Origin of the sequence: Teredinibacter franksiae (genome assembly GCF_014218805.1) — a bacterium.
GTDB lineage: Bacteria > Pseudomonadota > Gammaproteobacteria > Pseudomonadales > Cellvibrionaceae > Teredinibacter > Teredinibacter franksiae.
On record NZ_JACJUV010000001.1, the window covers coordinates 3,245,832 to 3,270,532 of the forward strand.

The following is a 24,701-nucleotide window of genomic DNA, read 5'->3' on the forward strand; positions in this document are numbered from 1 at the left end:
AAAGTCGGAGCTTGCTCCGGCTTTTTTTTGTAAGGTATAAGGGGGGGGGATGAAAAACATATTAACAATAATATTGGTTTTGTTTGTAGTGGGTTGTTCCAGTCCGGGCGCTAAAACCGTGATGAAATATCAAAGTGATGTTATAGCTGTGCCTGCGGACAAAACAGTGTACGTAAAAATGGAGTTTGATGAGCCTTTGTCATTTCAGGGAGCGTATGATTTTGACGCGATTAATGCAACGTCGGGCAGTATGGCCTATCCAGCGTACAATGGCGCTACTTTTCTGGCCGCGATAGCTGTACATGCTGCAGCATCGGGCTCGGTGCAAAATTCAGTTGAGAAAAAAGTAATTGACCAAGCAAATTTGGTGGTCGAAAAATATCAAAATTATATAGACACTTTCAGTGCTGAGACTATCTTTCACAGTATAGTTTCAAATCTTGATGATCAATATAGCTTCCAAATAGTTAAGTATAGTAGTGAGGAGAATATTGAGGATATGGATGGTTGGGTGTTACATGCAACACCTGTGTTTTATTTGACTCAAGATGAAAGGGAGTTGGTGGTAAAGAATTTGATTTATTTTCATTCAACTGAGGACCCTGAAAAAATTATGGGCAGAAATATTATTGAGGTCGCCTCTAAAAAATTATCAGAACAAGAGCCTTATTCTAAGTGGGTTTCCGATGATTTGATGATGTCGAAAGCAGCAAATCTATATGCGCTTTCGCTAAATTTGTTTATTGATGATGTGCTCTCGCGGCACAAAAACGAATCTGAGGTCGAATCTACATTTCGATATTTTCAAGGCGGCGAAAAACTGTTTGAGCGAGGGCAGCTAGTAAAGCAAGAATGTGGCCGTGTTGTTGTTCGAACATTGCGGGGGTGGCTACTCTCATTGCCGTATTCCTCTTTAAGAAACAGTGATCTAGAAATTGTTGATGATAATTGTAAGTTAGAATATTTCGAAGCGGAAAATCTTGTCGCTGGTACAGAAGCTTCCAAAGTGGATGTGAACTAATTTTATTTGGAGAGGTTTTTTTGGCAAAAAACAAAACCGCCTTCGTTTGCAACGATTGTGGTGCAGATTTCACTAAATGGCAAGGGCAGTGTACGGAATGTGGTGTTTGGAACACCTTAAAAGAAGTGCGCCTAGGTAGCAGTTCCAAAGCCTCTTCGCCGACCACTAACCGTTCGGGTTTTGCCGGGGCTTTACAATCTAAAGTTACACCGCTGGCGGATATAGATCTTGCAGAGTTGCCACGCTTTTCTTCTAGTATGGAAGAGTTTGATCGTGTGCTCGGCGGCGGCTTTGTACCGGGTTCGGTGGTGCTGATTGGCGGTCACCCGGGCGCGGGTAAATCGACTGTTTTATTGCAAACTCTCTGCAGGTTGGCGCAAAGCCATGAAGCGCTATACGTTACAGGTGAAGAATCGCTACAACAGGTGGCGATGCGCGCAAAGCGATTGGAGTTGCCCACCGATAGGTTGCAAATGCTTTCGGCTACGGATGTGGATGCCATTGTGTATGCGGCGGAAACGGTTAATCCAAAGGTGATGGTAGTAGATTCCATTCAAGTTATGCATCAGGCCGATGTTTCTTCTGCGCCCGGCAGTGTGTCGCAGGTGAGAGAATGCGCAGCTCAGCTTACTCGCTATGCCAAACAAAGCGGTGCGGTGCTAATTTTGGTGGGCCATGTCACCAAAGATGGTTCCCTGGCTGGGCCGAAGGTACTGGAGCATATTATCGATTGCTCCATCATGCTTGAAGGTTCCCACGATTCTCGCTTCCGTACGCTACGTGGAACCAAAAACCGTTTCGGCGCTGTAAATGAGCTGGGGGTTTTTGCCATGACCGAACAAGGCTTGAAAGAAGTGTCTAACCCATCGGCAATTTTTTTACAGCGTTCCGAAGACATTGCTTCTGGTTCTGTGGTGATGGTTGTATGGGAAGGTACGCGTCCATTGTTGGTGGAGATTCAAGCGTTGGTAGATTCCTCCAGCCTCGGCAACCCGCGCCGTGTGGCTGTTGGACTAGATCAAAATCGGCTGTCGATGTTGCTGGCTGTTTTACACCGTCATGGTGGTGTAATGGTGGGCGATCAGGATGTGTTTGTAAACGTTGTTGGCGGTGTAAAGATTGTGGAAACAAGTGCAGACCTTGCACTTTTGTTAGCGCTGGTTTCCAGTTTTCGCGATCGGCCTTTATCCCGTGAGTTAGTGGTGTTTGGCGAAGTGGGCTTGGCTGGAGAAATTCGACCGGTGCCCAGTGGGCAAGAACGCATTCGCGAAGCGGCCAAGCACGGCTTTAAAAAAGCCATAGTGCCTTACGGCAATATACCCAGAGAGCCGGTAGTGGGTATGGAAATTGTGGCCGTCAAAAAGTTGAGTGAGGCGTTGGAAGCGATTTAATAGAGGCGCCCTATAGCGGTGTGTTCGCTTGTCTGTTTTGTCAGGGGTCTCTGATTGAGTAATGTTCGGTGATATAGAATGAAGAGAAAAGGAAAATCTGCGGAAGAAGCTGCTCAAGATTACCGGGTGGAATGTATTGAATTTTCGGAGGTTAGAGCGGCTTGCCTCTCACACTTGGGCCCACCGGAAAATCTCGGTAGCAGCATTCAAAAATTTATAGCGTGGCGAAAAGCGAATGGGTTAACGCCGGATGTGAGCCGAACGTTTAATTTGCTATACGGCAACCCGGAAGTTACGCCACCTCAAGACTTTCGGTTGGATTTGTGCGCACAGATACAAGCTCCGGTACAGAAGAATGATTGTGGTGTAATAGAAATATGTATTCCCGCCGGGCGGTGCGCGGTGCTTCGTTATGTAGGCGCAGATGAATTTATTGACATGCCGATCGGCTATTTGTACCAAAACTGGTTGCGAGTAAGTGGAGAGAGCCTTAGAGATTTCCCTTTGTTTTTTGAGCGTGTACATTTTTACCCCAACGTGCCAGATTATGAAATGATTACTGATATTTATTTGCCCTTACTCTAAGGTTTTTAGGGGATCGGCTATTGTGGGGTCGGTTTGGCGGTAGATGCCTGTATTTCGGGCTGTTGATGAGGTGCAGATTGCGCGTATATGAAAGTGTATATAAATGTCCGGTGCTAGCCGTAATCAGCCCATTTCATATGGACATAAATATTTGTTGGCAGACGATTGTCTGGACGCCTTCGGTGCAAAAACCAACCCATAAGTGCAGCCTTCTAATTGTTCCATATAAAAAATCGGACTTGTCCGAACACAAAAATGCATTACAAAATTATACGTTCAAAGTATATTTAGCCATTTTTTTCTGACGGTTATGTTTTCAGTGTTTATGTTATGGGCGTCGGCTGTAAATCGGCGCCCTTATGGTTGTTTTTTGAGCCCTGTGTAGTGTTTTGTGGGTGTTTGATAGCGCTGTTATTTTGGTTCCACCGTTAGAATGATTCTTTTATATCGTGATAGTTGGGGTTTGCCTTTGTCTGTAACCCTTAAGATAATGTGAATGGTTTCTTCTTTTTCTACTTCTGGCGCCGTCCCATAAATAGCATGTGCATTTTCTGGTGGGCCCAGTTTTATCGCTTGCTTGTAAGAGCCTACCTCAGGGTATTGAAACCAAAGAAAACTAAGGTTGTCCCCGTCGGGATCGTATGAAGTGCTAGCGCTCAATTGAAAGCCTTCTGCTGATTTTACCGTTATACGTTCGGAATGGTCTAACATCGGAACCGGCGGGTGGTTGGCCTTTTTATACGGTTGTGTGCTCCAATCTATGCGGGCGGCAAAATCATTTTGAAAGTCGTCTCGCCATCGCCATAACGTGGCTTTATTACTTTTGAATGCTGTTTCGTGGCTTTTTACTGTACGGCCAAATTGTTTTGGGATGTAGGGCGTGTAGCTATCTTCAGTATCTGTCCAGATTGCTCTCGTTTCGGGTTCATAGGGAACGCCGGACCCGGAACTGCCTTCTTTGTTTTCGATAAAGTCAGGTTTGTATAATGCATAGCGTCCACCCCAGCCACCCCATGCCGGATTTTCGGCCACATTTAGGCCGTTGGGTATTAATGATAAGAACGCTGGCGTATCGCCTTCTACTCCCCATGCAACATCCGGATAGGCGGCACCTAAAGGCCCGTGCCCTTGTTGAATGTTTTGTGCCAGCCAAGCATTACTTATTGTTTTATTGTCGATGTTGTCTATAACGCTATTGATGGCGATCCATGTGGCGCTGCCGTAATGATCGCTTGGGCTAACAATATAGAATAAATCGGGGAATTTGTTTCTGATCCAAATACCGCTGTCGTCTTGGTCAGATATAGTATAAACCCTGAGTTTTGCAATCAGTCTTTTGGCTTCTTCTTTGTCTCTGGTGCTTTCAATTGTACGCAGTGCTTGTGCCAGAGTATTAACCCCACCCCAAACAGATATCCACAGTGGACGATCATCGTTTTTCTCAAGCTCTTTAATAATCCAGTTTGAACCTTCAGAATCATTGCCGTCTCCAACGCCTAGCATTCCGTATTTGGGTAAGCCTGATTTTACTAATTGCAGCAGTGTTTTAGCTTTAGGGAAGCCATTTTCATGCTTGGTGAGATTGGGCTGAACTTTGCCGTAGGCCTTAATGACTTTCATAATTGAATTAGGGTTTACTTCTGCTTTATGCCAACAGGAGGTCGTGGCAATGAGTCCTTTTATGTCAATTTGGTTGGCATATAGAAATAGTCGAATCAATGATTGCGTGTCGTCAGGGTCGGCCTCAATATCGGTTAATATTATGACTCTATGTTCCTGGCTTTCTTTGCCATGGAGTGCTTGAGATGAGAATGTGAAGGTGAGCATTAATAAAAAATAAACAAGCCTCATAAATTGTAAGCCTCCATAGTGTTTGATGATTAGCTGCCAGGGTAGATTTATATGCAGCGGCTGAATTAAAGCGCTAGACGACGGCTGTTTATTGTTGCGTCATACTGTTCAGTAGCGTATGGCCGTTAAATGCCGCTCGGGCTGGATGTGATATCACAACGTTGCCGGCATTCTCACAAGCACATGAACTGGTGAGATAATGTTGATTAGTTTGTAACGAATCGCATTATTTTACCATCCCTAAATACCCATGTTTGAGTGGGGTTGAAATTATTAGTGGGGTGCTCCGTAGCCACGGTTTGCCTCATTAATAGCGGTGCTCTTTAATCTGTACGCGGTTTCTTCTACTCCCCTCAGAGTTAGCTACCTATTCCCTTATGGTTGATGATGAAAAGCTATTGTGCAACTGCCGGTATTTTTGTTGTAAATGCCGGTATTGTATTGCGAAGACTGTCTTGCTATGCGCCACCAGTATGGATTTTGTACGTGCTTTGTAATATTTGGGGTGTCGTAAGCGGTTGGGTTAACGTCTTTGTGGCCTGCTCACAATCAAAATTTAGCTAGGTGTATTGTTATGCCGATACCAACCTACTAAGTTTGTCCGGCGGTTTTACACTGTTTGTGTTATTTGATACCAATTGATCTTTCTCGTTGTAATCATAATTATCGATAATATTACCAACAACATAGCGCTACCGGTGAGTAGGGCGAAATCTTCCATCAAAATAATGACATATAGAAGCGTATAGAGACCACCCAGGGCTAAACAGAAAACGGTGCTAGCAATATAGCCACGTAATACGTGCCCTAGGTAAATGTTAAGGAGTATTAAGCAGGTTATTGTTGCCAGGGTATAAGAAGCTAAAAAGTTGATGTGCTCTGAAAGCGAAACTAATAGCAAATAGAATATAGCCAGGGCCAGTCCAACGAAGGTGTATTGAATGGGGTGAATGGGCGCGCGGCGTAGCACTTCAAATAAAAAGAATGTAGCGAAAGAGATGGCGATAAATAAAATACCGTATTTCACTGCGCGTTCGGTTTGCAGGTAAATATCTACCGCTTGGTAAAAGTTGGTGCCCAGCTTGAACTGTTGCAGTTTTTTACATGTACCCAGTGCGCATAACTCGATATTTCTCCCTATATTATTACTGAACTCGTTTACCTGCCATTTGGCGGAGAATCCGTTTTCAGTGATGTTGTGCTCTGAGGGTAGAAAAGCACCGATAAATTCTGGGTGTGGCCAGTTGGAGTGTAGGGTTATTCGGGTATTGGCGGCGGCGGGAATAAACTGTAACGATGACATGCCGCGCAGTTGAAATGCGATATTGAGATCGAGTTGTTCCTGACTTATTTTAACCGGCGCGTGTAGCCCGGCAGTTAAGTCGGATATGCCCGATCCAGATCTAAATTTAACACTCTCGCCCTGCCAGGTAATGGTGGGCGCGCCAGTAATTCCACGGCCGTCGGCTACGTGCAGTGCAATGTAGGCAGGCAGTAATTTTTGAAAACCGTTACTGGCGCGAACAGGTGTGAGCAGGCTGTCCATTGTAGACTGCGATATCATGCCGTTCATGGCGATGGTGGCGTCGTATACGGGCACACGGTAAATCCCTTTTTGTCGAAGGCTGGTGTTTACATCGGTGACTATGTCGATGGTGTCTAGCGGTACTAGTAATTGCTGGGTTTCGACAATTATTTCGGCGGGCTGGTGGTTGCGCACAACCGCACGTTCAATTTCGTAGGGCACTACTAGCAGGGGCGTCATTATTTGTTGGGCTGACGTCCAGCTTTTGGCAATGCTGTGTTCAGCTTCGTGTTTGAATTGTTGGCGCTCAGCTATTTTTCCGGAAATCATGTTTAGCGGAATGAGTAAAATTAGTGCGATTAGAAAAATGAGTGCGATTTTGATGGCGAGCTGTTTTTGCATTACTTTTCCCTCTTTGTGGTATTAAAGATTAGCGGTAGCCTAAAGAGGAAAGCAGGCTTTCGAATGCCGGAATTGTGAGCAATTGTGGCAAGGCGCTGACAGGTCAGTGATTTTGCTGAGTGAAGATTAGTCGAGCCGGGGGAGGCCGGTGCTGGAAAGAAACTCGTTTAGCTTACGGCGGTCATCTTCTGTGGGAAGTTTAAATTCGAGACCTATGAGGTGCTCTTTTTTGTGGGCGACTCGGCCAAGAAGTGCGGCTGCAGTGCCACTGCTGAGCTCAATGTTGAGGGTGATGTTTTCGTTCATCTGAAGTTTGTAGTCTTGGAGTATGGCGACAAGGGCGCCAGTTTGGGACATGTTCACGACTGAGCCACTCCAGCTTCCGGCGGCGGATGTCAGTGTGCAGTAGCCTCGGCATTCAATCCGCTCACCTACTCTTCTTTCGATTTCTTCTTTGATATTTTGCATAACTTAAATATCAGCTAGTAGTTCTGACAGTACGCGCTCAGCGGCGTCTGCTTCACCCAGGTTCAGCTCAATCAAACGGCGCAGGTGGCCAATGCTGTCGATATCGATGCTCTCGTTTCGAAAACCGAGGATGTTGTGGCTGCTGTGGGCGAGCGACACGTTCATACGAATATGGGCATCGTTGCTGAGAGGGATAGTGGCTATGAGGGGGTGGGAGGCGTTAATTTCGTAGTGTTCTGGTGTTTTCACCAGCAACCCATTCAGGGAAATATCCAAAAGGTCGGCTTGGCAGCTTTTGTCGTGTTGGGTTATGGTCACCTGGGTATTGAAGTCTACCCGCGAATAACGGCGACGCTCGGCGGCTTGCGACATGAAAGTCTCCGGTGAAGGTCTGGATTCTTTCTAAGTGTAGTTGACGGGGTCTTAGATGCACGTTCCAACGGTACTCCTTTTCAGTAATACCGTTGGTCGTTGGAGCGGAGGTTAACCCTTTAGCGGTTTGTATTTAACGCGTTTGGGTTGGGCGTTTTCGCCTTTGCGGGCGATGAAGTCTTCGTGGTATTCGGTGTAATCGCCCTCAAAGAACACGATTTCTGATTCGCCCTCATAGGCCAGAATATGGGTAGCGACTCGATCGAGAAACCAGCGGTCGTGGGAAATAACCAGTGCGCTGCCGGGAAAGGTTTGAATGGCCTCCTCTAGGGCGCGGAGGGTTTCCACGTCAAGGTCGTTGGAGGGTTCGTCGAGGAGTAGTAAATTGGCCCCTTGCTTCAGGGTGTTGGCTAGGTGCAGGCGCCCCCGTTCGCCCCCGGAAAGGTCGCCAACGCGCTTCTGTTGGTCCGTACCTTTGAAGTTGAATCGGCCTACATAGGCACGGGAGCTGACTTCGTAGCCACCGATTTTAAGGGTGTCTTGACCGCCGGAAATAGCCTCCCACACGGAACTATCGTTGTTTAGGTTTTCGCGCCCTTGCTCCACGTAAGCGGTTTTTACCGTGTCACCGACGACAATTTCGCCGGAATCGGGCTGCTCGGTGCCGGCAATCATGCGAAACAGGGTAGATTTACCCGCGCCGTTACCACCAACAATACCGATAATGGCACCTTTGGGAATGCTAAAACTGAGGTTATCAATAAGTAGCTCGTCGCCAAAACTTTTGCACACATTGTGGAACTCAATAACCTTGTCGCCCAAGCGTTCGCCGGGTGGGATATAGATTTCGTTGGTTTCGTTGCGCTCTTGGAATTCCTGACTTTGCATTTCGTCAAAACGGGAGAGGCGCGCCTTGTTCTTGGCGTGGCGGCCTTTGGGGTTCTGGCGTACCCATTCCAGTTCGGCTTTCATGGTCTTCAGGTGAGACGCTTCGGTGCGCTTTTCTAGCTCTAGGCGGGCTTGTTTTTGTTCCAGCCAATTGGAATAGTTGCCTTCGTACGGGATGCCGCGACCGCGATCCAGTTCTAGAATCCAGCCGGCCGCATTATCGAGGAAGTAGCGGTCGTGGGTAATGGCGACTACGGTGCCGGAGAAATTTACTAGGAATTGTTCCAGCCAGAATACAGATTCAGCATCCAAGTGGTTGGTGGGTTCGTCGAGTAAAAGCATGTCGGGGCGAGACAGTAGCAGGCGGCACAAGGCTACGCGGCGGCGTTCACCCCCCGAGAGTTTATTTACATCGGCCTCCCAGGGTGGCAAGCGCAGGGCGTCGGCAGCTACTTCCAGTGTGTGCTCCAGGTTGTGGCCGTCCCAGGCTTGGATAACGTCTTCGCACCGGGCTTGGGTTTTAGCAAGCGCATCGAAGTCGGCGTCGGGTTCGGCGTAGGCGGCATAGACTTTGTCTAGGTCGGCAAGAGCTGTCATCAGCTCATGCATGCCTTCCTCCACATTGCCGCGCACATCTTTTTCTTCGTTAAGTTGTGGTTCCTGGGCTAAATAGCCGACTTTAATGTCGGGCATGGGGCGTGCTTCACCAATATAGTCGGTATCAATACCCGCCATAATTTTTAACAGGCTAGATTTACCGGATCCGTTCAAGCCTAGTACGCCAATTTTTGCGCCAGGAAAAAAGGATAGAGAGATATCTTTTAGAATTTCGCGTTTGGGCGGCACGATTTTGCCTACGCGATTCATGGTGTAAACGTATTGCGCCATTACGCACTCGCTCCGGAAGTTATTTGGGGGTTGGGGAAGGGAAGGATTTCAGGCGCAACTTACCGGAAGCTGCGCTGAAATACAATTGCTCTTGGGTTGCTGGCGCGTCAGCCTTTCCATTCCATTTCGTTTGACGCAAGAGAAAGGGATAGTGAGCCAACACTGGTGTAAATGCCAGCAGCAAGGCTAGCAACTGAGGGTATGATTTTCACCTTGTGGGCCTCAGCCGTATGCAGCAAATTGTTGTAACCGGGTAAGCCATTAAGTTCAGACAGCAAGCCCGCATAGCTAACGGTGATATAGGGGCTTTTAAGCCCGCGCTCTATTTGTCGGCAAGCGTGCTTAAACAGTGCTTCGGCGGCATTGTCGAATTTACGGATTTTATCCAGTCGCTGTGAGGTGTCGTTGGCATTGACGATAATGGGGTGAATGCCTAGCGTGTTGGCAATCAGAGCTTGTGTCCAGCTGACATTATTTTCATTGCGTTCTTTCGATCGCTCCCAGGCTATTAGCGGTGAGCGGGGTACGATGAAGGTGAGAATATGTCCAGAGAGGGCATTCATTTCACGGCGTACCTGGTCGTAATCTGCGTTTCGTCGCAGCCGACGAATAGTTTCTATGGCCATTAATCCTTGACCAGAGAATACCGTGCGGCTGTCCATAACGCGCAGGCTGATGCTGCGTTCTTTTAATTTGGGTTGCAGTGTTGCGAGAGCCGTGTTGGCGTTAAGGTAAGTGTCACCTTGAGTGCGATTTACGGTTTGTATAATAATCTGCTCGTACCCCGCTTTAACTTTTTCGATGATCAGTTTGCCAAATGCGTCGGCTGCCGGTGGCTTGGTAAACACTTTGTGCTTGTGCTCAAACTTGCCGGAGGCGAACAATGCCAGTGCTTTGCTCTCGTCGCAGGGGTCGAGCATAGGGGTGCCGTCGATGTTTGCAGTGAGTGGTGCGAAGCTGATGTCGTATTTGTCACAAATTTTACGCGGCAAGCTACAGGCGGAATCAACGATGATCGCAGTGCTGGGCATAGAAGCGGTTCCTTGGTTTTTATTCTGGCCGGGGAGAGGGCTGCCCCACGGAAGGCGTTCGAATCATAGCAAAGCTTTGCGGGCGGGCACATCGTGTATTGGGTGCCATGAGATCTGCTGCCGAAATTGCATTCGGCAGATGAGTTTACTGGTGCATTCGTGTACAATTCCCGGCCTTCAAATTCTGCCCTATTTTCTTTCCACCTTATTTTTCCGCGGAGCCGCCAATGTTTGATAAAACCCAGACCATTGCCGATTTTGACCCTGATGTGTGGAGCGCCATCGTTGATGAAGGCACTCGCCAAGAAGAGCATATCGAACTGATTGCATCTGAAAATTACACCAGCCCACTGGTAATGGCTGCTCAGGGGACCAAGCTAACCAATAAGTATGCAGAAGGCTACCCCGCTAAGCGTTACTACGGCGGCTGTGAATATGTCGATAAAGTGGAAGTCTTGGCCATTGATCGCGCCAAAGAGCTTTTTGGTGCTGACTACGCCAACGTGCAGCCGCATTCGGGGTCGCAGGCTAACTCTGCCGTTTATGCGGCACTTTGTTCTCCGGGCGATACGGTTCTTGGTATGAGCCTAGCGCACGGTGGCCACCTTACTCACGGTGCCAAGGTGAGTTTTTCCGGCAAAATGTACAATGCTGTTCAGTATGGTCTGAATCCGGACACCGGCATGGTGGACTACGAGGAAGTCGCGGCACTGGCGCGTGAGCACAAGCCTAAAATGATCGTTGCAGGTTTTTCGGCCTACAGCCAAGTGCTGGACTGGCAGAAATTTCGTACCATTGCCGATGAGGTTGGTGCCTACTTGCTGGTCGATATGGCGCATGTTGCCGGGTTGGTTGCTGCGGGTGAGTATCCGTCACCTGTGCAAATTGCGGACGTTACCACTACCACCACGCACAAAACTCTGCGCGGCCCACGCGGTGGGCTTATTCTCGCTAAGGCCAATGAGGCCCTTGAGAAAAAACTTAATTCTGCGGTATTCCCCGGTGGTCAGGGCGGACCTTTAATGCACGTTATCGCTGGTAAGGCGATCTGCTTTAAAGAAGCCATGAAAGAAGAGTACAAGGTGTACCAAAAGCAGGTGGTTGTTAACGCCAAGGCTATGGCTAAAACCTTTAACGAGCGAGGTATTAAAATTGTGTCCGGTGGAACTGAAAATCACCTGATGCTGGTCGATTTGATTGGTAAGGACTATACCGGTAAAGATGCCGATGCTGCATTGGGCAGTGCCAATATCACCGTAAACAAGAATGCCGTGCCGAACGACCCGCGGTCACCGTTTGTCACCAGTGGTTTACGTGTTGGCACCCCGGCTATTACAACCCGCGGTTTTGGCGAGACAGAATGTGTCGACCTTACCAACTGGATGTGTGATGTGCTGGAAAGTTTAGAAAATGGTAATTCCGAGCAGGTTATTAGCGAAGTGAAAGCGAAAGTGTTGGATGTTTGCTCACGCTTCCCTGTATACGGCAGCTGAATACGGTACAACCCTACGGTACAACCTAAGGTTCAACCGCAAAGCCCTGGTAATCGCCGGGGCTTTTTTTTGGTGGAAGCTTGTGAAGGTGTCGGCAAAAGCGACGGGTAATTTTACACGCCTAGGGAGGTGAGGCTGAAAATTTCCAGCTATTACAGGTACTTACCATATTGGCATAATATTTGTATTAGGTCGTGGTAAGTAAGCCGAAATACCCTTCTGTTGGGCTGAAGTCAGCGCCGGCAGAGTACCAAGAGTTTCATGGAGAAAGACAATGATGTTTAAATTTCTAGCCCGTACTACTGTTGCCGTTATTGCCCTAGGCTTTGCGGCTGCCAGTCACGCGATTGTTATCGACTTTACCGACAGCGAGTGGGCCAGCGCCATTAATGGCAATAGTGCTACTCTGGGTGATATCACCCTGACTTCCATCGCGGGTAACCTCACATTCAATAGTGGAGATCGCGGTGGCTGTGTTGCTGGTCAAGCTTCTCATGGCTTGGCCTGTGATGGCGACGGCATTGGTATTAATAACGACGAAATCACCGAAGGTCGTTCTCAAAAAATTATTGTTACTTTTGCTTCTGCTGTAGATATTCTTAACGTCGACGTGCTCGATCTTTTCGGTAGTGAGCGTGATGGTGAGACGGCCTTGTTGATGGAAGTTGACGGTATCGAAAACAGCTTTACACCGCCTTCTGGGAACGATGGCGTTGCCGGTGGTTATTGGTCAACAGGCTTTACTGCCAGCGGTGTTACTCAGTTAATTCTTTTTGCGGAAGATGATGGTTTCAGCGATTACGCCCTTGCGCGCCTCAATATTCAGGCGGCCTCTGTACCAGAGCCTGGTTCACTGGCACTGTTAGGTTTGGGTCTGCTGGGCATAGCGGCTTTGCGTCGTCGCAAGTTTGTATAAATACCGGCAAAACTAAGTGTTGGATTTAAAAAACCTCGGTGTTCGCACCGAGGTTTTTTTATTTGTGCGTTTAATAAGATTGGCGGGCCTAGCTGTTTGGTTTGGCCCGCCTCTTCTTTCGGGCTATAGGACTGGCTACAGTTGGCGAATGTGCTTGATTTCTTCTTCGCCGATGCCCAGTGATTCTAGAAACAGTTGATGCTCTTGCGGCTCCATTTCTTCGAATTTCTGGTGCCACAAGCGCATGGCGGTCTTATCGAAACCGGCGGCTTTCATTATTTCTACCCAGCGATCTTTGCTAACCATATTGTTCTCCAGTAGTTCAGGTTCACGCAGTGCGGCCACGATGGCTTTCTGCTGTTGGCGTAATTGACATATCTCATTTTCCAGCTGTTTGAAGTGATCGCGCAGCAATTGCGGTTGAGGTTGTTCGCTCGCTTGGTTAAGCAGTTCGACTATTCGGGCCACCGGAAGTCCATAGGCGCGATAGGCAACAATGGATGCCTGTCGCTGGATTTGGCTTTCACCGTACCACCTGTAGCCATTTTCTGTAGCCATTTTGCGAGCGGCAGGCGGGCGTTAGCAGGCCTGCACGTTCGTAATACAGGAGGGTGGTGCGGGATATGCCAAATTTATTCCCAAGCTGGGTAACCGTGAGCATAGTGCGTTCTCTGTTGAGCGAGAGAAGAGTGTCAACCCTGAACTTATAGACGGGTCAATCACTATTTTAATCGAAATGGTGGTAATTAGTGGGGGCTAAGCTCAGCCCGCACTTTCGCGCCGTTTCTGCTAAAATGCGCGCAATTTTCACCTTCCTGCTTACCTGAACAGGTTCATCAACATGCATTGCCCCTTCTGTCATGAAACTGATACCAAGGTTATCGATTCCCGTTTGGTTGCCGACGGTGGCCAAGTTCGACGCCGCCGTGAGTGCCAGGAATGTCGCGAACGGTTTACCACTTTTGAAATTGCCGAGCTGCTGATGCCCAAGGTTATTAAGCAAGACGGCACCCGCGAACCCTTCAACGAGCAGAAGCTGCGCAATGGTTTGCAGCGCGCGCTGGAAAAACGCCCAGTGAGCGTAGAGGATATTGAGTCGTCGCTGGAGAATGTGCGGCATTACCTGCAGGCGCTGGGGGAGAGAGAGGTGAAATCGCTGGTGATTGGTGAGCGTGTAATGGAAGAGTTGCGCAATCTCGATGAGGTTGCCTATGTGCGCTTTGCGTCTGTATACCGGAGCTTCCAGGATCTTAGTGAGTTTCAGCAAGAGATTAATCGACTGCAGGAAAATACCGAAGAATGAGTTTTACCGCTACGGATCATCAATACATGCAGCGCGCTCTGCGTCTTGCCGAAAATGGCCTCAATACCGCCACGCCAAATCCGCGTGTGGGCTGTGTGCTGGTGTCTGTAAATGGTCAGGTACTGGGTGAAGGTTTTCACCGTCTCGCTGGAGAAGGTCATGCGGAGGTTAATGCGCTGGCCGCTGTCACCGATACATCTGAGCTTGCCGGCTCCACCGCCTATGTAACTCTCGAACCCTGTTGTCATCAGGGTAAAACCGGCCCCTGTACGCAAGCGCTTATTGCCGCGGGCATAGGGCGTCTGGTTTTTGCAATGGAAGACCCAAACCGGCAGGTCTCAGGTGCAGGTCTGCAGCAATTGAAGGAAGCCGGAATTGAAATTGCTGGGCCGCTTATGGAAGAGCAGGCGCGTGAGCTTAACCCTGGTTTTATCAAACGAATGCAAGCGGGGCGGCCTTTTATTCGCGCCAAGCTGGCGATGAGCCTTGATGGTCGAACCGCGATGGCCGACGGTAACAGTAAGTGGATTACCGGCCCTTCTGCCCGCCAGGATGTTCAGCGTCTTCGCGCTCGTTCTTGCGCTATTGTTACGGGTGTGGATTCCGTTTTACTCGACGATCCAATGTTGACGGTTCGCTTGCCCGAGTGTGAGCGTCAGCCCCTGCGGATAATCGTCGACAGTCAGCTCAGGGCGCCGGCGCAGGCCGAAATTTTTCAGCAGCCAGGGCGCACTGTGGTTGCCACCTGTAATGCTGAAGCTGCCGCTAGTAGTGAGTTGGAGTGCTGGCTGTTACCGGAAAAAAACGGTCGTGTAGATATCCGTGCACTGTGCGGTAAATTGGCTGACGAAGGTTGTAACGAAATTCTGTTGGAAACCGGTGCAACCCTAGCGGGGGCTTTTGTGTCCGCAAATTTAGTGGATGAGCTTATTGTGTACATGGCGGCTAAACTTATGGGCAGCAGTGCTCGGCCGCTGCTGAACCTCCCGGTTAGCACTATGGGAGCGTCACTGGAATTAACCCTTAAAGATGTACGTGCGGTGGGGCCTGATTGGCGATTTACTGCTGTACCAGATCCTGAGTCTTAGAGCCCTATACAACGAATGTTTACCGGAATAATTGAGGCGATTGGTGAAGTCGTCAGTATCGAAAAACATGGCGGTGATGTGCGCTTACAGGTGCGCAGCAACGATATGACCTGGGCGGATGTTGCCCTCGGTGATTCAATTGCCACCAGCGGCGTTTGCCTTACGGCGGTGGCATTGCCCGGGGATGGATACGTGGCGGATGTGTCGCTGGAAACCCTAAGTTTGACCTCGCTGGGTAACTGGAAGCCCGGCACTCGCGTAAATGTGGAAAAGGCGCTTATGCCCCAGTCGCGATTAGGGGGGCATATTGTTAGTGGCCATGTGGATGGTATTGGTGAGGTAATAAAACGCGAGGCTGATGCCCGCTCTGAACGTTTTACACTGCGCGCGCCGAAAGCTCTGGCAAAATATATTGCTCATAAGGGCTCAATTACCGTCGATGGAATCAGTCTCACGGTGAATGCCGTAAACGGCTGTGATTTTGAACTGAATATCGTGCCCCATACGCTGGAAAATACCGTTATCGGTGATTATCAGTCGGGCACTAGGGTGAATCTAGAGGTGGATGTAATTGCCCGCTATCTGGAGCGCCTGTTAATGGGCGACAAAGCGGCTGATGTTAGTGGCCAGACGTCGCTTACCGAAAGCTTTCTTGCCGAAAACGGCTATTTAAAATAGGTTTTGACGTTAGGTTATGGAACTGAATACGACTGAAGATATTATTGACGATATTCGCCAGGGTAAAATGGTTATCTTGATGGATGATGAAGACCGTGAGAACGAAGGCGACCTTATTATGGCGGCCGACCAAGTGCGTGCCGAAGATATAAACTTTATGGCCAGTCAGGCGCGCGGGCTTATATGCCTGACTTTGACTGAAGCGCGCTGTCATCAATTGGATCTGCCGCTTATGGTAAGAGATAACCGCGCGCAGCTTGCTACCAATTTCACTGTATCCATTGAGGCGGCAGAAGGCGTCACTACTGGTATTTCTGCTGCAGACAGGGCGCGTACAGTGCGTGCTGCGGTTGCGCGGGATGCCAAGCCGAAGGATTTGGTTCAGCCCGGGCATGTGTTTCCCATTATGGCGCAGGCCGGTGGTGTACTGAGTCGTGCGGGTCATACCGAAGCAGGCTGCGATCTTGCACGCATGGCGGGCTGCGATCCGTCTTCGGTCATTGTTGAAATCATGAATGAAGACGGCTCAATGGCACGGCGGTCAGATTTGGAAAAATTTGCGCAAAAGCACAACATAAAAATTGGCACTATTGCCGATTTAATTCAATATCGCTCGGCGCATGAAAAAACGGTTACCTGTATTAATGAGCGTAAAGTACAAACAGAGTATGGCGAATTTTTACTGAAAACCTACAAAGATTCTGCGCGAAACGAATTGAATTTTGCTTTAATCAAGGGCGAACTAGATGCGGAGGAACCCATTCTGGTTCGTGTACATGTTGGTAATACCGCGCGCGATGTGCTCACCATTCAGCAAGCCGATAGTGACGTTTCTCCCTGGCATTTTCAGGCCGCCATGCGCAAAGTGGCCGAAGAGGGTTCGGGGATTTTGGTGCTTATCTGTCACAACGAAACAACCCTGGAAATTGAAGAAAGCATAGATTGGTTGCTGTCGGGCAAACAATTGCGACCCAAGCAAGATGTTGGTTACAAGCAGGTGGGTACCGGTTCTCAAATTTTGCAGGATTTGGGCGTTAAAAAAATGCGCTTAATGAGCGCGCCCCTCAAATTTAAAGCACTATCCGGGTTTAACTTGGAAGTGGTTGAATACCTCAGAAACGAATAAAACACGAACATAGAGACAAGCGGAACAGATAATGACCATTAACGTAATCGAAGGTGATTTTAAATCAGTAGCGGGCAAGTACGCGCTCTTAGTGAGTCGCTGGAACAGTTTTGTAGTTGAACACCTAAAAGAAGGCGCGCTGGATACCTTGCGCCGTCAAGGCATTGCCGATAGTGATATTGAAATTGTTTATGCTCCCGGCGCATTTGAATTTCCTTTGGCCGCACAAAAGCTGGCGGCGGGTAAAAAATACGATGCCATTATTGCTCTGGGTGCCGTGATTCGTGGTGGTACGCCACACTTTGAATATGTGGCGGGTGAGTGTACTAAAGGCTTGGCTCAGGTTTCTTTAAATACCGGCGTACCTATTAGCTTTGGCGTATTAACCGTAGACTCTATTGAGCAAGCCATAGAGCGTTCTGGCACCAAAGCCGGTAACAAGGGTGCAGAAGCTGCAGAAACCGCCTTAGAAATGGTTTCTTTGTTGGCCAGAATTAAATAAAGCTTAGCCGCTTGAGGGCTCCGTTATACCTGCGTAGGCGGGTATGCAGGCTCCGGGGTTTATTCAGTATTTGGATTCTCGTCCATGCGGGAATAGTAAGTTCAAGTTATCAGGTTTTAATTTAATGAAAGTATCAGCCGCAACTCGCAGCCGTGCGCGACATTTTTCTATGCAGGCCATCTATCAGTGGCAAATGACCGGCAACCCTATTAATGTGATTGAAGCGGAATTTCATGCCGACAATGATATGTCGAAAGTGGATACCGACTATTTCCACGAACTTTTTCATGGTGTTGCGGCAACAAAAGGCGAACTCGATGAAAGCTTTCAGCCGCATTTGAAAGCTATGACAGTTGAGCAGCTAGACCCCATTACTTTGGCTTTGTTAAGGCAAGCCAGTTACGAATTTAAAAAACGACTCGATGTACCCTATCGGGTGGTTATCAACGAAGCGGTTAATCTAGCAAAAAAATTTGGCGCTGAAGACAGCCACAAATTTGTTAACGGTGTTCTGGATAAAGTGGCCACTGATTTACGCGCGGCTGAAGTGAAAGCCAAAAAGAAATAAGCTCTACCCGGCGTGCATTACTGGTATGAATGAATTCGAGCTGATAAACCGCTACTTCAAGCGCAGCGCAATGAGCAACACCATTGCCTTGGGCGTGGGGGATGACTGCTCGCTGTTAAATGTGCCGTCGGGGCGGCAACTGGCTGTTTCCGTTGACACTCTAGTTGCTGATGTGCATTTCCCTGCCGATGGCGACCCGCAAGCCATTGCCGAGCGCGCGCTATGCGTTTCTCTTTCTGATCTGGCGGCCATGGGCGCATCGCCTTTGTGGTTTACCCTATGCTTAACCCTGCCTCAGGCAGATGAGCGCTGGGTAGCACCTTTCAGTGAAGGCTTGTTGCGTGTCGCTGGTCATTACGGTTGCGAACTCGTAGGCGGCGATACAACAAAAGGCCCACTGGCTATTAGCGTGCAGGTAATGGGTTCAGTTGAGCCCGGCAAGGCTTTTGTTCGCAGTGGTGCACAGCCGGACGATTTAATTTACGTTACTGGAACATTAGGCGACGGCGCTGCGGCGTTGGCGGCCTTCAATCGCAAAATCAAGCCCAATAGCGATGCCTTTCACTATTTGATCCAGCGCTATTATCACCCGATACCACGCTTCAACGAGGCCGGTCGGTTAGCCCCTCACGTTAGTGCTGCCATTGATGTTTCGGATGGTTTAATGGCTGACTTAGGCCACATTTGTACGGCCAGTGGTGTGGGCGCTGAAGTGTATGTTGAAAACCTGCCACTCTCGGAGGCGGTAGAAAATTTTTCGAGTAACCGGCAGCAGCGCGAATGGGCGTTAAGCGGGGGTGATGATTATCAGCTCTGTTTCACTGTACCGCGCGAGCATGTACCTGCTGTAGACGCACTAATTGGTAGTGGCCTGAAAGCGTGTAATATCGGCAAAATTACCAGCGGCAATCGTGTGACTTGCCTGCTACTAGGCGAACCCTTCACCATAGCATCAAAAGGATATAACCATTTTGGCTGACCCCAGCGCTAAACAGTTACTTCGAGACCCCCGCCTGCTACTGGCTTTTGGTTTTGGCTCCGGTATGTCTCCCGTTGTGCCGGGCACTATGGGCACACTGATTGCTGTGCCCATTTACTTATTAATGACACTTTTACCCTTGCCTGCTTATTTGGCTGTTGTCGCGATTGCGGCGGCAATTGGTATACACCTGTGTGGCTATGCATCGGCAAAGCTTGGGGTGCACGACCATAAAGGCATCGTTTGGGATGAGTTTGTAGGCTTTTGGTTAACGATGGTCGCGGTACCGGTAACATGGAAAACCGTACTTGCGGGCTTTGTGTTGTTTCGACTGTTCGATATGGTTAAGCCTTGGCCCATAAGCTGGGTAGACCGCAAGGTTCACGGCGGCTTCGGTATCATGGTCGATGATGTGTTGGCGGGGATAGCCGCTGCTGTTGTGCTGTGGCTACTTCTGGCCTACGGTATGCTCTAAATCATGGACGGTGTGCCTATGTTAGAAAGGTGTCGAGCAAGCGGTCGAGCCAAGTTTTCGTTTATTTCTCTATTCGGGCTGATACTGCTTTTCAGCGGTATTGTATTAGCGGCGCCGAGCGTTGAAGTCAAAGGCCTGTTTAAGGGCGGAGCCATTCTTATTATTGATGGTCAGCAAATGCTGTTGAAACAGGGCAAAACCTCTCCGCAGGGAGTGAAACTGCTTGAAGCCACGAGCAAATTCGCATTAGTGGAAATTGGCGGTAAGCAACAAAGATTAACGCTTTCTCGTGCTGTGGGAGGGCAATATCAGGTCCCGGAAAAAACCATCGTACGATTGCCCAGTGGCCGAAACGGGCATTATATGGCGTCCGGATTTATCAATGGCCGCTCGGCGCAATACCTCGTTGATACGGGCGCAAGCACCATTGCTCTCAGCTCCCGTAAGGCCGATATGCTGGGTATACAGTATAAAAAAGGCACGCCTACTCGCGTTAGTACAGCAAATGGCGTCGCAGCGGGTTACAGCATTAACCTAACGAAAGTGACAGTGGGCGCCATAACGTTAAATAATGTGCGCGCCGTTATAATTGAGGGCAATTCACCCCGCGAAATATTATTGGGCAACAGCTTTCTATCGCGAGTGGATATGCGCGTAGAGCAGGGCGTGCTGGTGTTGCAGTCCAAATATTAATGAAAGGTAATTGAGTGTCTGTTAAATACGTAGAATCTTCCAAGCTGCCAACCTCCCAAGGCATGTTTGAAATGCACGGCTTTGCCGATAACAGCTCCGAAAAAGAGCATATAGTGCTGTCTATGGGAGATCTCACTACCGACGAGCCGGCCTTAGTGCGTATTCACTCCGAGTGTCTTACCGGGGATGCGCTATTTTCGTTGCGTTGTGATTGCGGTGCACAGCTACAGGCGGCTATGCATCGTATTGCCGTAGAAGGGCGTGGCGCGATTTTTTACCTCCGTCAGGAAGGGCGAGGCATAGGCCTGGTTAATAAAATTCGTGCTTATCATTTGCAGGACAAGGGCGCTGATACCGTGGAAGCCAATGAACAGCTGGGTTTCGGAGCGGATATGCGCGATTATTCCATGCTTAAACCTATGTTTGAAAAAATGGGTATTAAACGTGTGAAGCTTATGACTAACAACCCGCGCAAAATAAAGGCATTGGAAGAGCTGGGCATTGAAGTGACTGAACGCCAGGCTCACGAAACCGGCCGCAACCCACATAATGCGCACTACCTGGAAACGAAGCGCGGTAAGTTGGGTCATCTGTTAGATAACCAAGCGAATGATTAATACTCGCCAATAGCTGTGCCCAACAGGCTTACTGCACGTATTGCGACAATGCTCTATGCTCAATAAAGGCTCCTTCTATAGTGATTAGGCGTGGCAAGACACAAACCCGAATTATCCATTGCTAATACGGCGAAAAACAGGCGCTACAGCAAGGTGGTGGGTGTTAATCGTAAGCGACTGCTAGAGCGAACGGCAGCGGTGTGGTTATTCCTGTTGGTCAGTATATTTGTGGTAGACCTGATACTAACGGGTTTTGTCAGGTCATTGTTACTGGATGTTTGTATTGCGGTAACGGCTGGCGTAATAATTGCCATACATCGTGGTGTACCGCCACGCATACTTGCGGTCATGCTATTACTGGGTATTACTATTCCGATACTGGCGCTAAGCTATTTTTACGGCGGTATTCACAGCCCTTTCCTTATTTTAATTATTTTTATACCGGTCGCTGCTTTTATGCTCGTATCTCGCCCTGCGGGCTGGATATTCACCCTATTGGTATGCCTGTATTTTGTTTTTTTGGGTTTGGCGCCCATGCTAAATGTTACTTTACCCCAGAATGATATGGGCCAAATCAGAGAAACTCTGGCGCGCATGGGCTCCTTTATTCTAGTGCTTTGCGGTATCAGCTCCATTGGCTGGTATTACTCGCGCCTTTACGATCGCTTTTATTTTTCGCTGAAAGAATCGAATCTTGAATTGACAAATATAGCCGAATACAAATCCCAATTTCTGGCCAGCATGTCGCACGAATTCCGTACGCCTTTGAATGCAATCATCGGTTTCTCCCGGCGTTTATTGCGTAGTTTCGGTGGTGAATTAACGAATAAAGATAAAACTGGGTTGGAGGCCATTCTACGCAATGGGGAAATGATGCAGGTATTGGTGAATGATGTATTGGAAATGGCGAGAATCGAAAATGGCAATGTGCATGTTCATCTTAGTGACTGTGATTTGTTGGTGCTAGTGCGTCATGTGTTAAGCGAATTTGAAATGCATGCAGACGCGAAACAACTTGTTCTTCAGTGCAATGAAGGCAGCAGCCCTGTAACTTGTGCGTTTAATACCGACGCTGACATTGTAAAAAAAATATTGCGGCAGCTTATTGCCAATGCTATTAAATATACCGAACAGGGAAAGGTGAACGTCATTTTGTACGATGAATCCGAAAAACATCAAAGGGTTAAAATCGATGTGGTGGATACGGGTTCGGGCATAGAAGAAAGTGAAATGGAATACCTTTTCGACCGTTTTAGTCGGGGAAGAAGCCGAGTGAGAAGTGAAAAGCCCGGTACGGGTTTAGGCTTAGCGATTACGGCAGAGTTGGTGGAAATGCTGGGTGGGCAGGTAGAAGCGACTAGTCGGCACGGTGAGGGCAGTCGGTTTTCTGTCATCCTACCTGTGGTGCGTCCATCGGTGTAGCTGACTTGTACCGCGGGGTTACACTAAAACAATGAATAGATGTGCCCATTAGTCTACCTTTGCATGGCTAATGGGCACTATGATTAAATTATCATTCGGCCATTAATACGTCATTCGCCAGAAAAAGTGGCGATAGAGTTGCACCTTAATTTGCGCACACTACAGCGAAAATTACTCAACGAAGGGTATGGTTTTCGGGCTCTTTTAAATCAAACATGGGAAGGAGTTGCACAGGAATATATTCGTAATCCCCACCTTTCGTTTACTGAAATAGCCTATTTATTGGGTTTTTCGGATCAAGTAAGTTTCACTCGCGCTCTTAAACGTTGGACAAACACTTCGCCACGTGAATTCCGTAAAAAAATGTACAGTGAAGATGGCGCCTGCTATTAAAACTGACAAGTTATTGTCTTGTTCGGACAATTCTAACATCTCTCTTTTTTATATCCTGCAATTGAAGCTTCTTTGTATGCGGAAGCGAAAAATCATTAAGGTAATAAGGAGATTTGAATGTTAATTTTATCCCGACGAATAGGCGAGTCCATTGTTATTGGTGAAGACGTAATCGTAACGGTTCTGAAATCAGCCGGAAATCAGATTCGGCTCGGAATAGCGGCACCTGGTAATGTTCCGGTTCATCGAGAGGAGATTTTCGACAAAATTACACAGGAGAATGCAAAGGAACAGCTGGATGGCAAGCCGATAGATTCCAATTTGGCGTCTAATGCCATCGTTAGTTTCGCAAAAAAATAGAAACAGAGTTAATCGCGCGCTTTTAGCTTGGCTGGTAGATAAGAAAGCTAAAAGCGCATGACGCCAATATTTTATGGAACCTAGGCGCAGTAAGAGGTTTTTATTGCGCAGAGGCCACTAAAGGACACTGCTAATAGTTGCTTTTGGCTTGGCGAAAACGTGTAGTCCTGTGTAGGATCCATACACAAAGCCCCGAAGAGGCCAAAATCCATTAATAGCGGTGCCCTATATTGACAATTTAAATGTTACAAACCCTTCGTCCTTCGGTCTGAATCTAGCAGGAGCTAGTTTCGTAATGGTCTGTTTTCTGCTCTCTGCCCTTTACTGGATTCACACAACATTTTTTCGTTCCCAAGTAGGTTTTGTTGGACAGGTAAAAATTGGTGAATACCTTTTCGAAATCGTCGGACACCGATTTTTCGACGATATCGGAATTCATTAGGGCTTTTCTCCATGCCTGAACTTTTGGGTTGCCAGCCAATAGATCATAGGTTGTATATTTACAAATTATATCGGAACGGTGCAACAGTGGTAGCCAAGCAATGTCTACATTGCTGAGTGCCGCGCCTTTAAAAAATGGCCCTTCAGCCAAAACGGCCTCGGCTTTTGTAAAGAGTTGGCTTAAATTAGCCAAGCGCTCATTGAGAGTTTCACTGGTGGCGCTGCGCATAACGCTGCACTGTGTCAGGTAGTTTTTTGTTGCCATGTAACTCCAGGCCCGGTCGAGGGCTCGTTGTTCTGATGAAATATGGCCTTCAATTGGCTTGCTTATTTCATCTAAATATTCACAAATCGCATCGGATTCAAATAATGCGATTCCGGTGTCGGTTACTAGAACGGGTACTTGCGCATTGGGTGAGATATCCAAAAACCACTGGGGCTTGTTGTTTAAGCTAATATACTCAATCTCATAAGTTATACGCTTTGCTTCCAGCAGCGCGGTAACACGTTGTACAAATGGGCAAATTTTAGCGCTTACTACTTTCATCTTTTTTCATTCCTTTCTAATGGGTGTACCTATAAGACGAGGCTCGCCCGAAAAAGACGAAAAATATTTAGCATTTTGGACATTTTTTTGATTTTTGCTCGAAATCGATTAGGTTACCCTGAGTATCCACACTGTAATCACAGCAATCTTCATACAGGTCTTTTAATTCTGATCTGGCTTTTTGTACCTGAGACTTGAGGGTGGAATAGCTGATGCCCAATTCCTGCGCATATGATTTTTGCGGTATGCCCTGGAGGTCGATAGCACGCAATAAATTTGCTGTTTTTTCCGGTAAGGTTTTAAGGAAAGGTTCAACGCAGGGTGAAATGTCGGCCTTTATGTTGCGCTCACTCTCGCCAAACCACAGATTTTCGGCTTCAATTTCGTGAATACGGCTTTTCTTTCGGTAATAATCAATAGTTGTCCTGGCTGTAATTTGAAACAACCAAGATTTCACACTTTCTTCTTTTCTCAGGTTGCCAATATTGCTGTGGGTTTTAATGAGCACCTCTTGCAGCAGGTCGTCAACATCGTCTGGATCTGAAACCTTTGAGTGCAAAAGCGCTTTTATACTACTTCGATAAGAGGGCCATATTTCATCAAGCTTCATCTATTGGCTCCGGTTTTGTCGTGATTGGTTATTTAAAATAAAATACGTACATTTAGATAACGGGTTCT

At 48.1% G+C, this 24,701-nt stretch carries 28 protein-coding genes; 18 read left to right on the plus strand and 10 right to left on the minus strand.

The genetic code is table 11. The annotated features are described in order from the left end of the window. Positions 1-49: 49 nt before the first annotated feature. From H5336_RS13765 to H5336_RS13775, 3 genes are all read left to right on the plus strand, one after another. Positions 50-1,021 carry a hypothetical protein gene (locus tag H5336_RS13765; protein ID WP_185234848.1) on the plus strand — a complete coding sequence of 324 codons (972 nt, stop codon included), beginning with the start codon at positions 50-52 and terminating at the stop codon, positions 1,019-1,021. Between the two features lie 20 nt (positions 1,022-1,041). Next, positions 1,042-2,412 (plus strand): DNA repair protein RadA, encoded by a 1,371-nt coding sequence (gene radA / locus H5336_RS13770; protein ID WP_185234849.1) that lies wholly within the window; start codon positions 1,042-1,044, stop codon positions 2,410-2,412. 78 nt (positions 2,413-2,490) lie between these two features. Next, positions 2,491-2,997, plus strand: a complete 507-nt coding sequence (locus H5336_RS13775) for an AraC family transcriptional regulator (protein WP_185234850.1) — start codon at positions 2,491-2,493, stop codon at positions 2,995-2,997. A 411-nt stretch (positions 2,998-3,408) separates the two neighbouring features. On the opposite strand, the gene H5336_RS13780 is transcribed toward H5336_RS13775, so the two are convergent. The 6 genes from H5336_RS13780 to H5336_RS13805 all read right to left on the minus strand — a co-directional run bounded on the left by H5336_RS13780 (position 3,409) and on the right by H5336_RS13805 (position 10,422). Further along, on the minus strand, positions 3,409-4,848 hold the full coding sequence (locus H5336_RS13780; protein ID WP_185234851.1) for a DUF1593 domain-containing protein: 1,440 nt from the start codon (positions 4,846-4,848) through the stop codon (positions 3,409-3,411). Positions 4,849-5,458: 610 nt separating this feature from the next. Then, entirely contained in the window at positions 5,459-6,775 is a 1,317-nt protein-coding gene (gene creD / locus H5336_RS13785; RefSeq protein WP_185234852.1) for a cell envelope integrity protein CreD, read from the minus strand. 126 nt (positions 6,776-6,901) lie between these two features. Further along, the gene (locus H5336_RS13790; RefSeq protein ID WP_185234853.1) at positions 6,902-7,243 is read right to left on the minus strand and encodes a PilZ domain-containing protein; all 342 of its coding nucleotides are present in this window, start codon (positions 7,241-7,243) and stop codon (positions 6,902-6,904) included. Positions 7,244-7,246: 3 nt separating this feature from the next. Beyond that, positions 7,247-7,615 carry a PilZ domain-containing protein gene (locus H5336_RS13795; RefSeq protein ID WP_185234854.1) on the minus strand — a complete coding sequence of 123 codons (369 nt, stop codon included), beginning with the start codon at positions 7,613-7,615 and terminating at the stop codon, positions 7,247-7,249. Between the two features lie 111 nt (positions 7,616-7,726). Further along, on the minus strand, positions 7,727-9,391 hold the full coding sequence (gene ettA / locus H5336_RS13800) for an energy-dependent translational throttle protein EttA (protein ID WP_185234855.1): 1,665 nt from the start codon (positions 9,389-9,391) through the stop codon (positions 7,727-7,729). Between the two features lie 107 nt (positions 9,392-9,498). Further along, entirely contained in the window at positions 9,499-10,422 is a 924-nt protein-coding gene (locus tag H5336_RS13805) for a DegV family protein (protein ID WP_185234856.1), read from the minus strand. Positions 10,423-10,649: 227 nt separating this feature from the next. Between H5336_RS13805 and glyA the strand changes: the two genes are divergently transcribed. Together glyA and H5336_RS13815 are read left to right on the plus strand one after the other, a co-directional pair. After that, positions 10,650-11,915 carry a serine hydroxymethyltransferase gene (glyA, locus tag H5336_RS13810; protein WP_185234857.1) on the plus strand — a complete coding sequence of 422 codons (1,266 nt, stop codon included), beginning with the start codon at positions 10,650-10,652 and terminating at the stop codon, positions 11,913-11,915. A gap of 274 nt (positions 11,916-12,189) precedes the next feature. Further along, complete coding sequence (locus H5336_RS13815; protein ID WP_185234858.1) at positions 12,190-12,831, plus strand: PEP-CTERM sorting domain-containing protein; 642 nt, start codon at positions 12,190-12,192, stop codon at positions 12,829-12,831. 135 nt (positions 12,832-12,966) lie between these two features. Here H5336_RS13815 and H5336_RS13820 read toward each other — a convergent pair whose 3' ends face one another. Both H5336_RS13820 and H5336_RS23035 read right to left on the minus strand, forming a co-directional pair. Further along, positions 12,967-13,389: a MerR family transcriptional regulator gene (locus H5336_RS13820; RefSeq protein WP_246439096.1), complete on the minus strand. Its 423-nt coding sequence runs from the start codon at positions 13,387-13,389 to the stop codon at positions 12,967-12,969. Next, positions 13,355-13,492 (minus strand): MerR family DNA-binding transcriptional regulator, encoded by a 138-nt coding sequence (locus tag H5336_RS23035; protein WP_246439097.1) that lies wholly within the window; start codon positions 13,490-13,492, stop codon positions 13,355-13,357. Before H5336_RS23035 ends, H5336_RS13820 begins: the two co-directional genes overlap by 35 nt. Before the next feature lie 180 nt (positions 13,493-13,672). On the opposite strand from H5336_RS23035, the gene nrdR reads away from it, so the two are divergent. The 13 genes from nrdR to csrA all read left to right on the plus strand — a co-directional run bounded on the left by nrdR (position 13,673) and on the right by csrA (position 23,035). Then, entirely contained in the window at positions 13,673-14,134 is a 462-nt protein-coding gene (gene nrdR / locus H5336_RS13825) for a transcriptional regulator NrdR (RefSeq protein ID WP_185234859.1), read from the plus strand. Continuing rightward, the gene (ribD, locus tag H5336_RS13830; RefSeq protein WP_185234860.1) at positions 14,131-15,222 is read left to right on the plus strand and encodes a bifunctional diaminohydroxyphosphoribosylaminopyrimidine deaminase/5-amino-6-(5-phosphoribosylamino)uracil reductase RibD; all 1,092 of its coding nucleotides are present in this window, start codon (positions 14,131-14,133) and stop codon (positions 15,220-15,222) included. Before nrdR ends, ribD begins: the two co-directional genes overlap by 4 nt. 15 nt (positions 15,223-15,237) lie before the next feature. After that, on the plus strand, positions 15,238-15,900 hold the full coding sequence (locus H5336_RS13835; protein ID WP_185234861.1) for a riboflavin synthase: 663 nt from the start codon (positions 15,238-15,240) through the stop codon (positions 15,898-15,900). A gap of 16 nt (positions 15,901-15,916) precedes the next feature. Next, a complete protein-coding gene (ribBA, locus tag H5336_RS13840; RefSeq protein WP_185234862.1) occupies positions 15,917-17,026 on the plus strand; it encodes a bifunctional 3,4-dihydroxy-2-butanone-4-phosphate synthase/GTP cyclohydrolase II in 1,110 nt (369 codons plus the stop codon). A gap of 31 nt (positions 17,027-17,057) precedes the next feature. Continuing rightward, a complete protein-coding gene (gene ribH / locus H5336_RS13845; protein ID WP_185234863.1) occupies positions 17,058-17,528 on the plus strand; it encodes a 6,7-dimethyl-8-ribityllumazine synthase in 471 nt (156 codons plus the stop codon). A gap of 124 nt (positions 17,529-17,652) precedes the next feature. Further along, entirely contained in the window at positions 17,653-18,096 is a 444-nt protein-coding gene (gene nusB / locus H5336_RS13850) for a transcription antitermination factor NusB (protein ID WP_185234864.1), read from the plus strand. Between the two features lie 25 nt (positions 18,097-18,121). Then, positions 18,122-19,075, plus strand: a complete 954-nt coding sequence (gene thiL / locus H5336_RS13855) for a thiamine-phosphate kinase (RefSeq protein WP_185234865.1) — start codon at positions 18,122-18,124, stop codon at positions 19,073-19,075. Then, positions 19,068-19,550 carry a phosphatidylglycerophosphatase A family protein gene (locus H5336_RS13860; RefSeq protein WP_185234866.1) on the plus strand — a complete coding sequence of 161 codons (483 nt, stop codon included), beginning with the start codon at positions 19,068-19,070 and terminating at the stop codon, positions 19,548-19,550. Before thiL ends, H5336_RS13860 begins: the two co-directional genes overlap by 8 nt. Before the next feature lie 18 nt (positions 19,551-19,568). Then, complete coding sequence (locus H5336_RS13865) at positions 19,569-20,243, plus strand: retropepsin-like aspartic protease family protein (protein WP_185234867.1); 675 nt, start codon at positions 19,569-19,571, stop codon at positions 20,241-20,243. A 14-nt stretch (positions 20,244-20,257) separates the two neighbouring features. After that, entirely contained in the window at positions 20,258-20,860 is a 603-nt protein-coding gene (ribA, locus tag H5336_RS13870; RefSeq protein ID WP_185234868.1) for a GTP cyclohydrolase II, read from the plus strand. Positions 20,861-20,950: 90 nt separating this feature from the next. Beyond that, on the plus strand, positions 20,951-22,282 hold the full coding sequence (locus H5336_RS23650; protein WP_185234869.1) for a sensor histidine kinase: 1,332 nt from the start codon (positions 20,951-20,953) through the stop codon (positions 22,280-22,282). Positions 22,283-22,408: 126 nt separating this feature from the next. Beyond that, positions 22,409-22,675, plus strand: a complete 267-nt coding sequence (locus H5336_RS23840; protein ID WP_376766534.1) for a helix-turn-helix transcriptional regulator — start codon at positions 22,409-22,411, stop codon at positions 22,673-22,675. A gap of 117 nt (positions 22,676-22,792) precedes the next feature. Continuing rightward, positions 22,793-23,035 (plus strand): carbon storage regulator CsrA, encoded by a 243-nt coding sequence (gene csrA, locus H5336_RS13885; RefSeq protein WP_185234871.1) that lies wholly within the window; start codon positions 22,793-22,795, stop codon positions 23,033-23,035. Positions 23,036-23,309: 274 nt separating this feature from the next. On the opposite strand, the gene H5336_RS13890 is transcribed toward csrA, so the two are convergent. Together H5336_RS13890 and sigZ are read right to left on the minus strand one after the other, a co-directional pair. Further along, the gene (locus tag H5336_RS13890; RefSeq protein WP_185234872.1) at positions 23,310-24,023 is read right to left on the minus strand and encodes a glutathione S-transferase family protein; all 714 of its coding nucleotides are present in this window, start codon (positions 24,021-24,023) and stop codon (positions 23,310-23,312) included. Between the two features lie 67 nt (positions 24,024-24,090). Next, positions 24,091-24,633, minus strand: coding sequence for an RNA polymerase sigma factor SigZ (gene sigZ, locus H5336_RS13895; protein WP_185234873.1), 543 nt, complete (start codon positions 24,631-24,633; stop codon positions 24,091-24,093). Between the last annotated feature and the right edge of the window lie 68 nt (positions 24,634-24,701).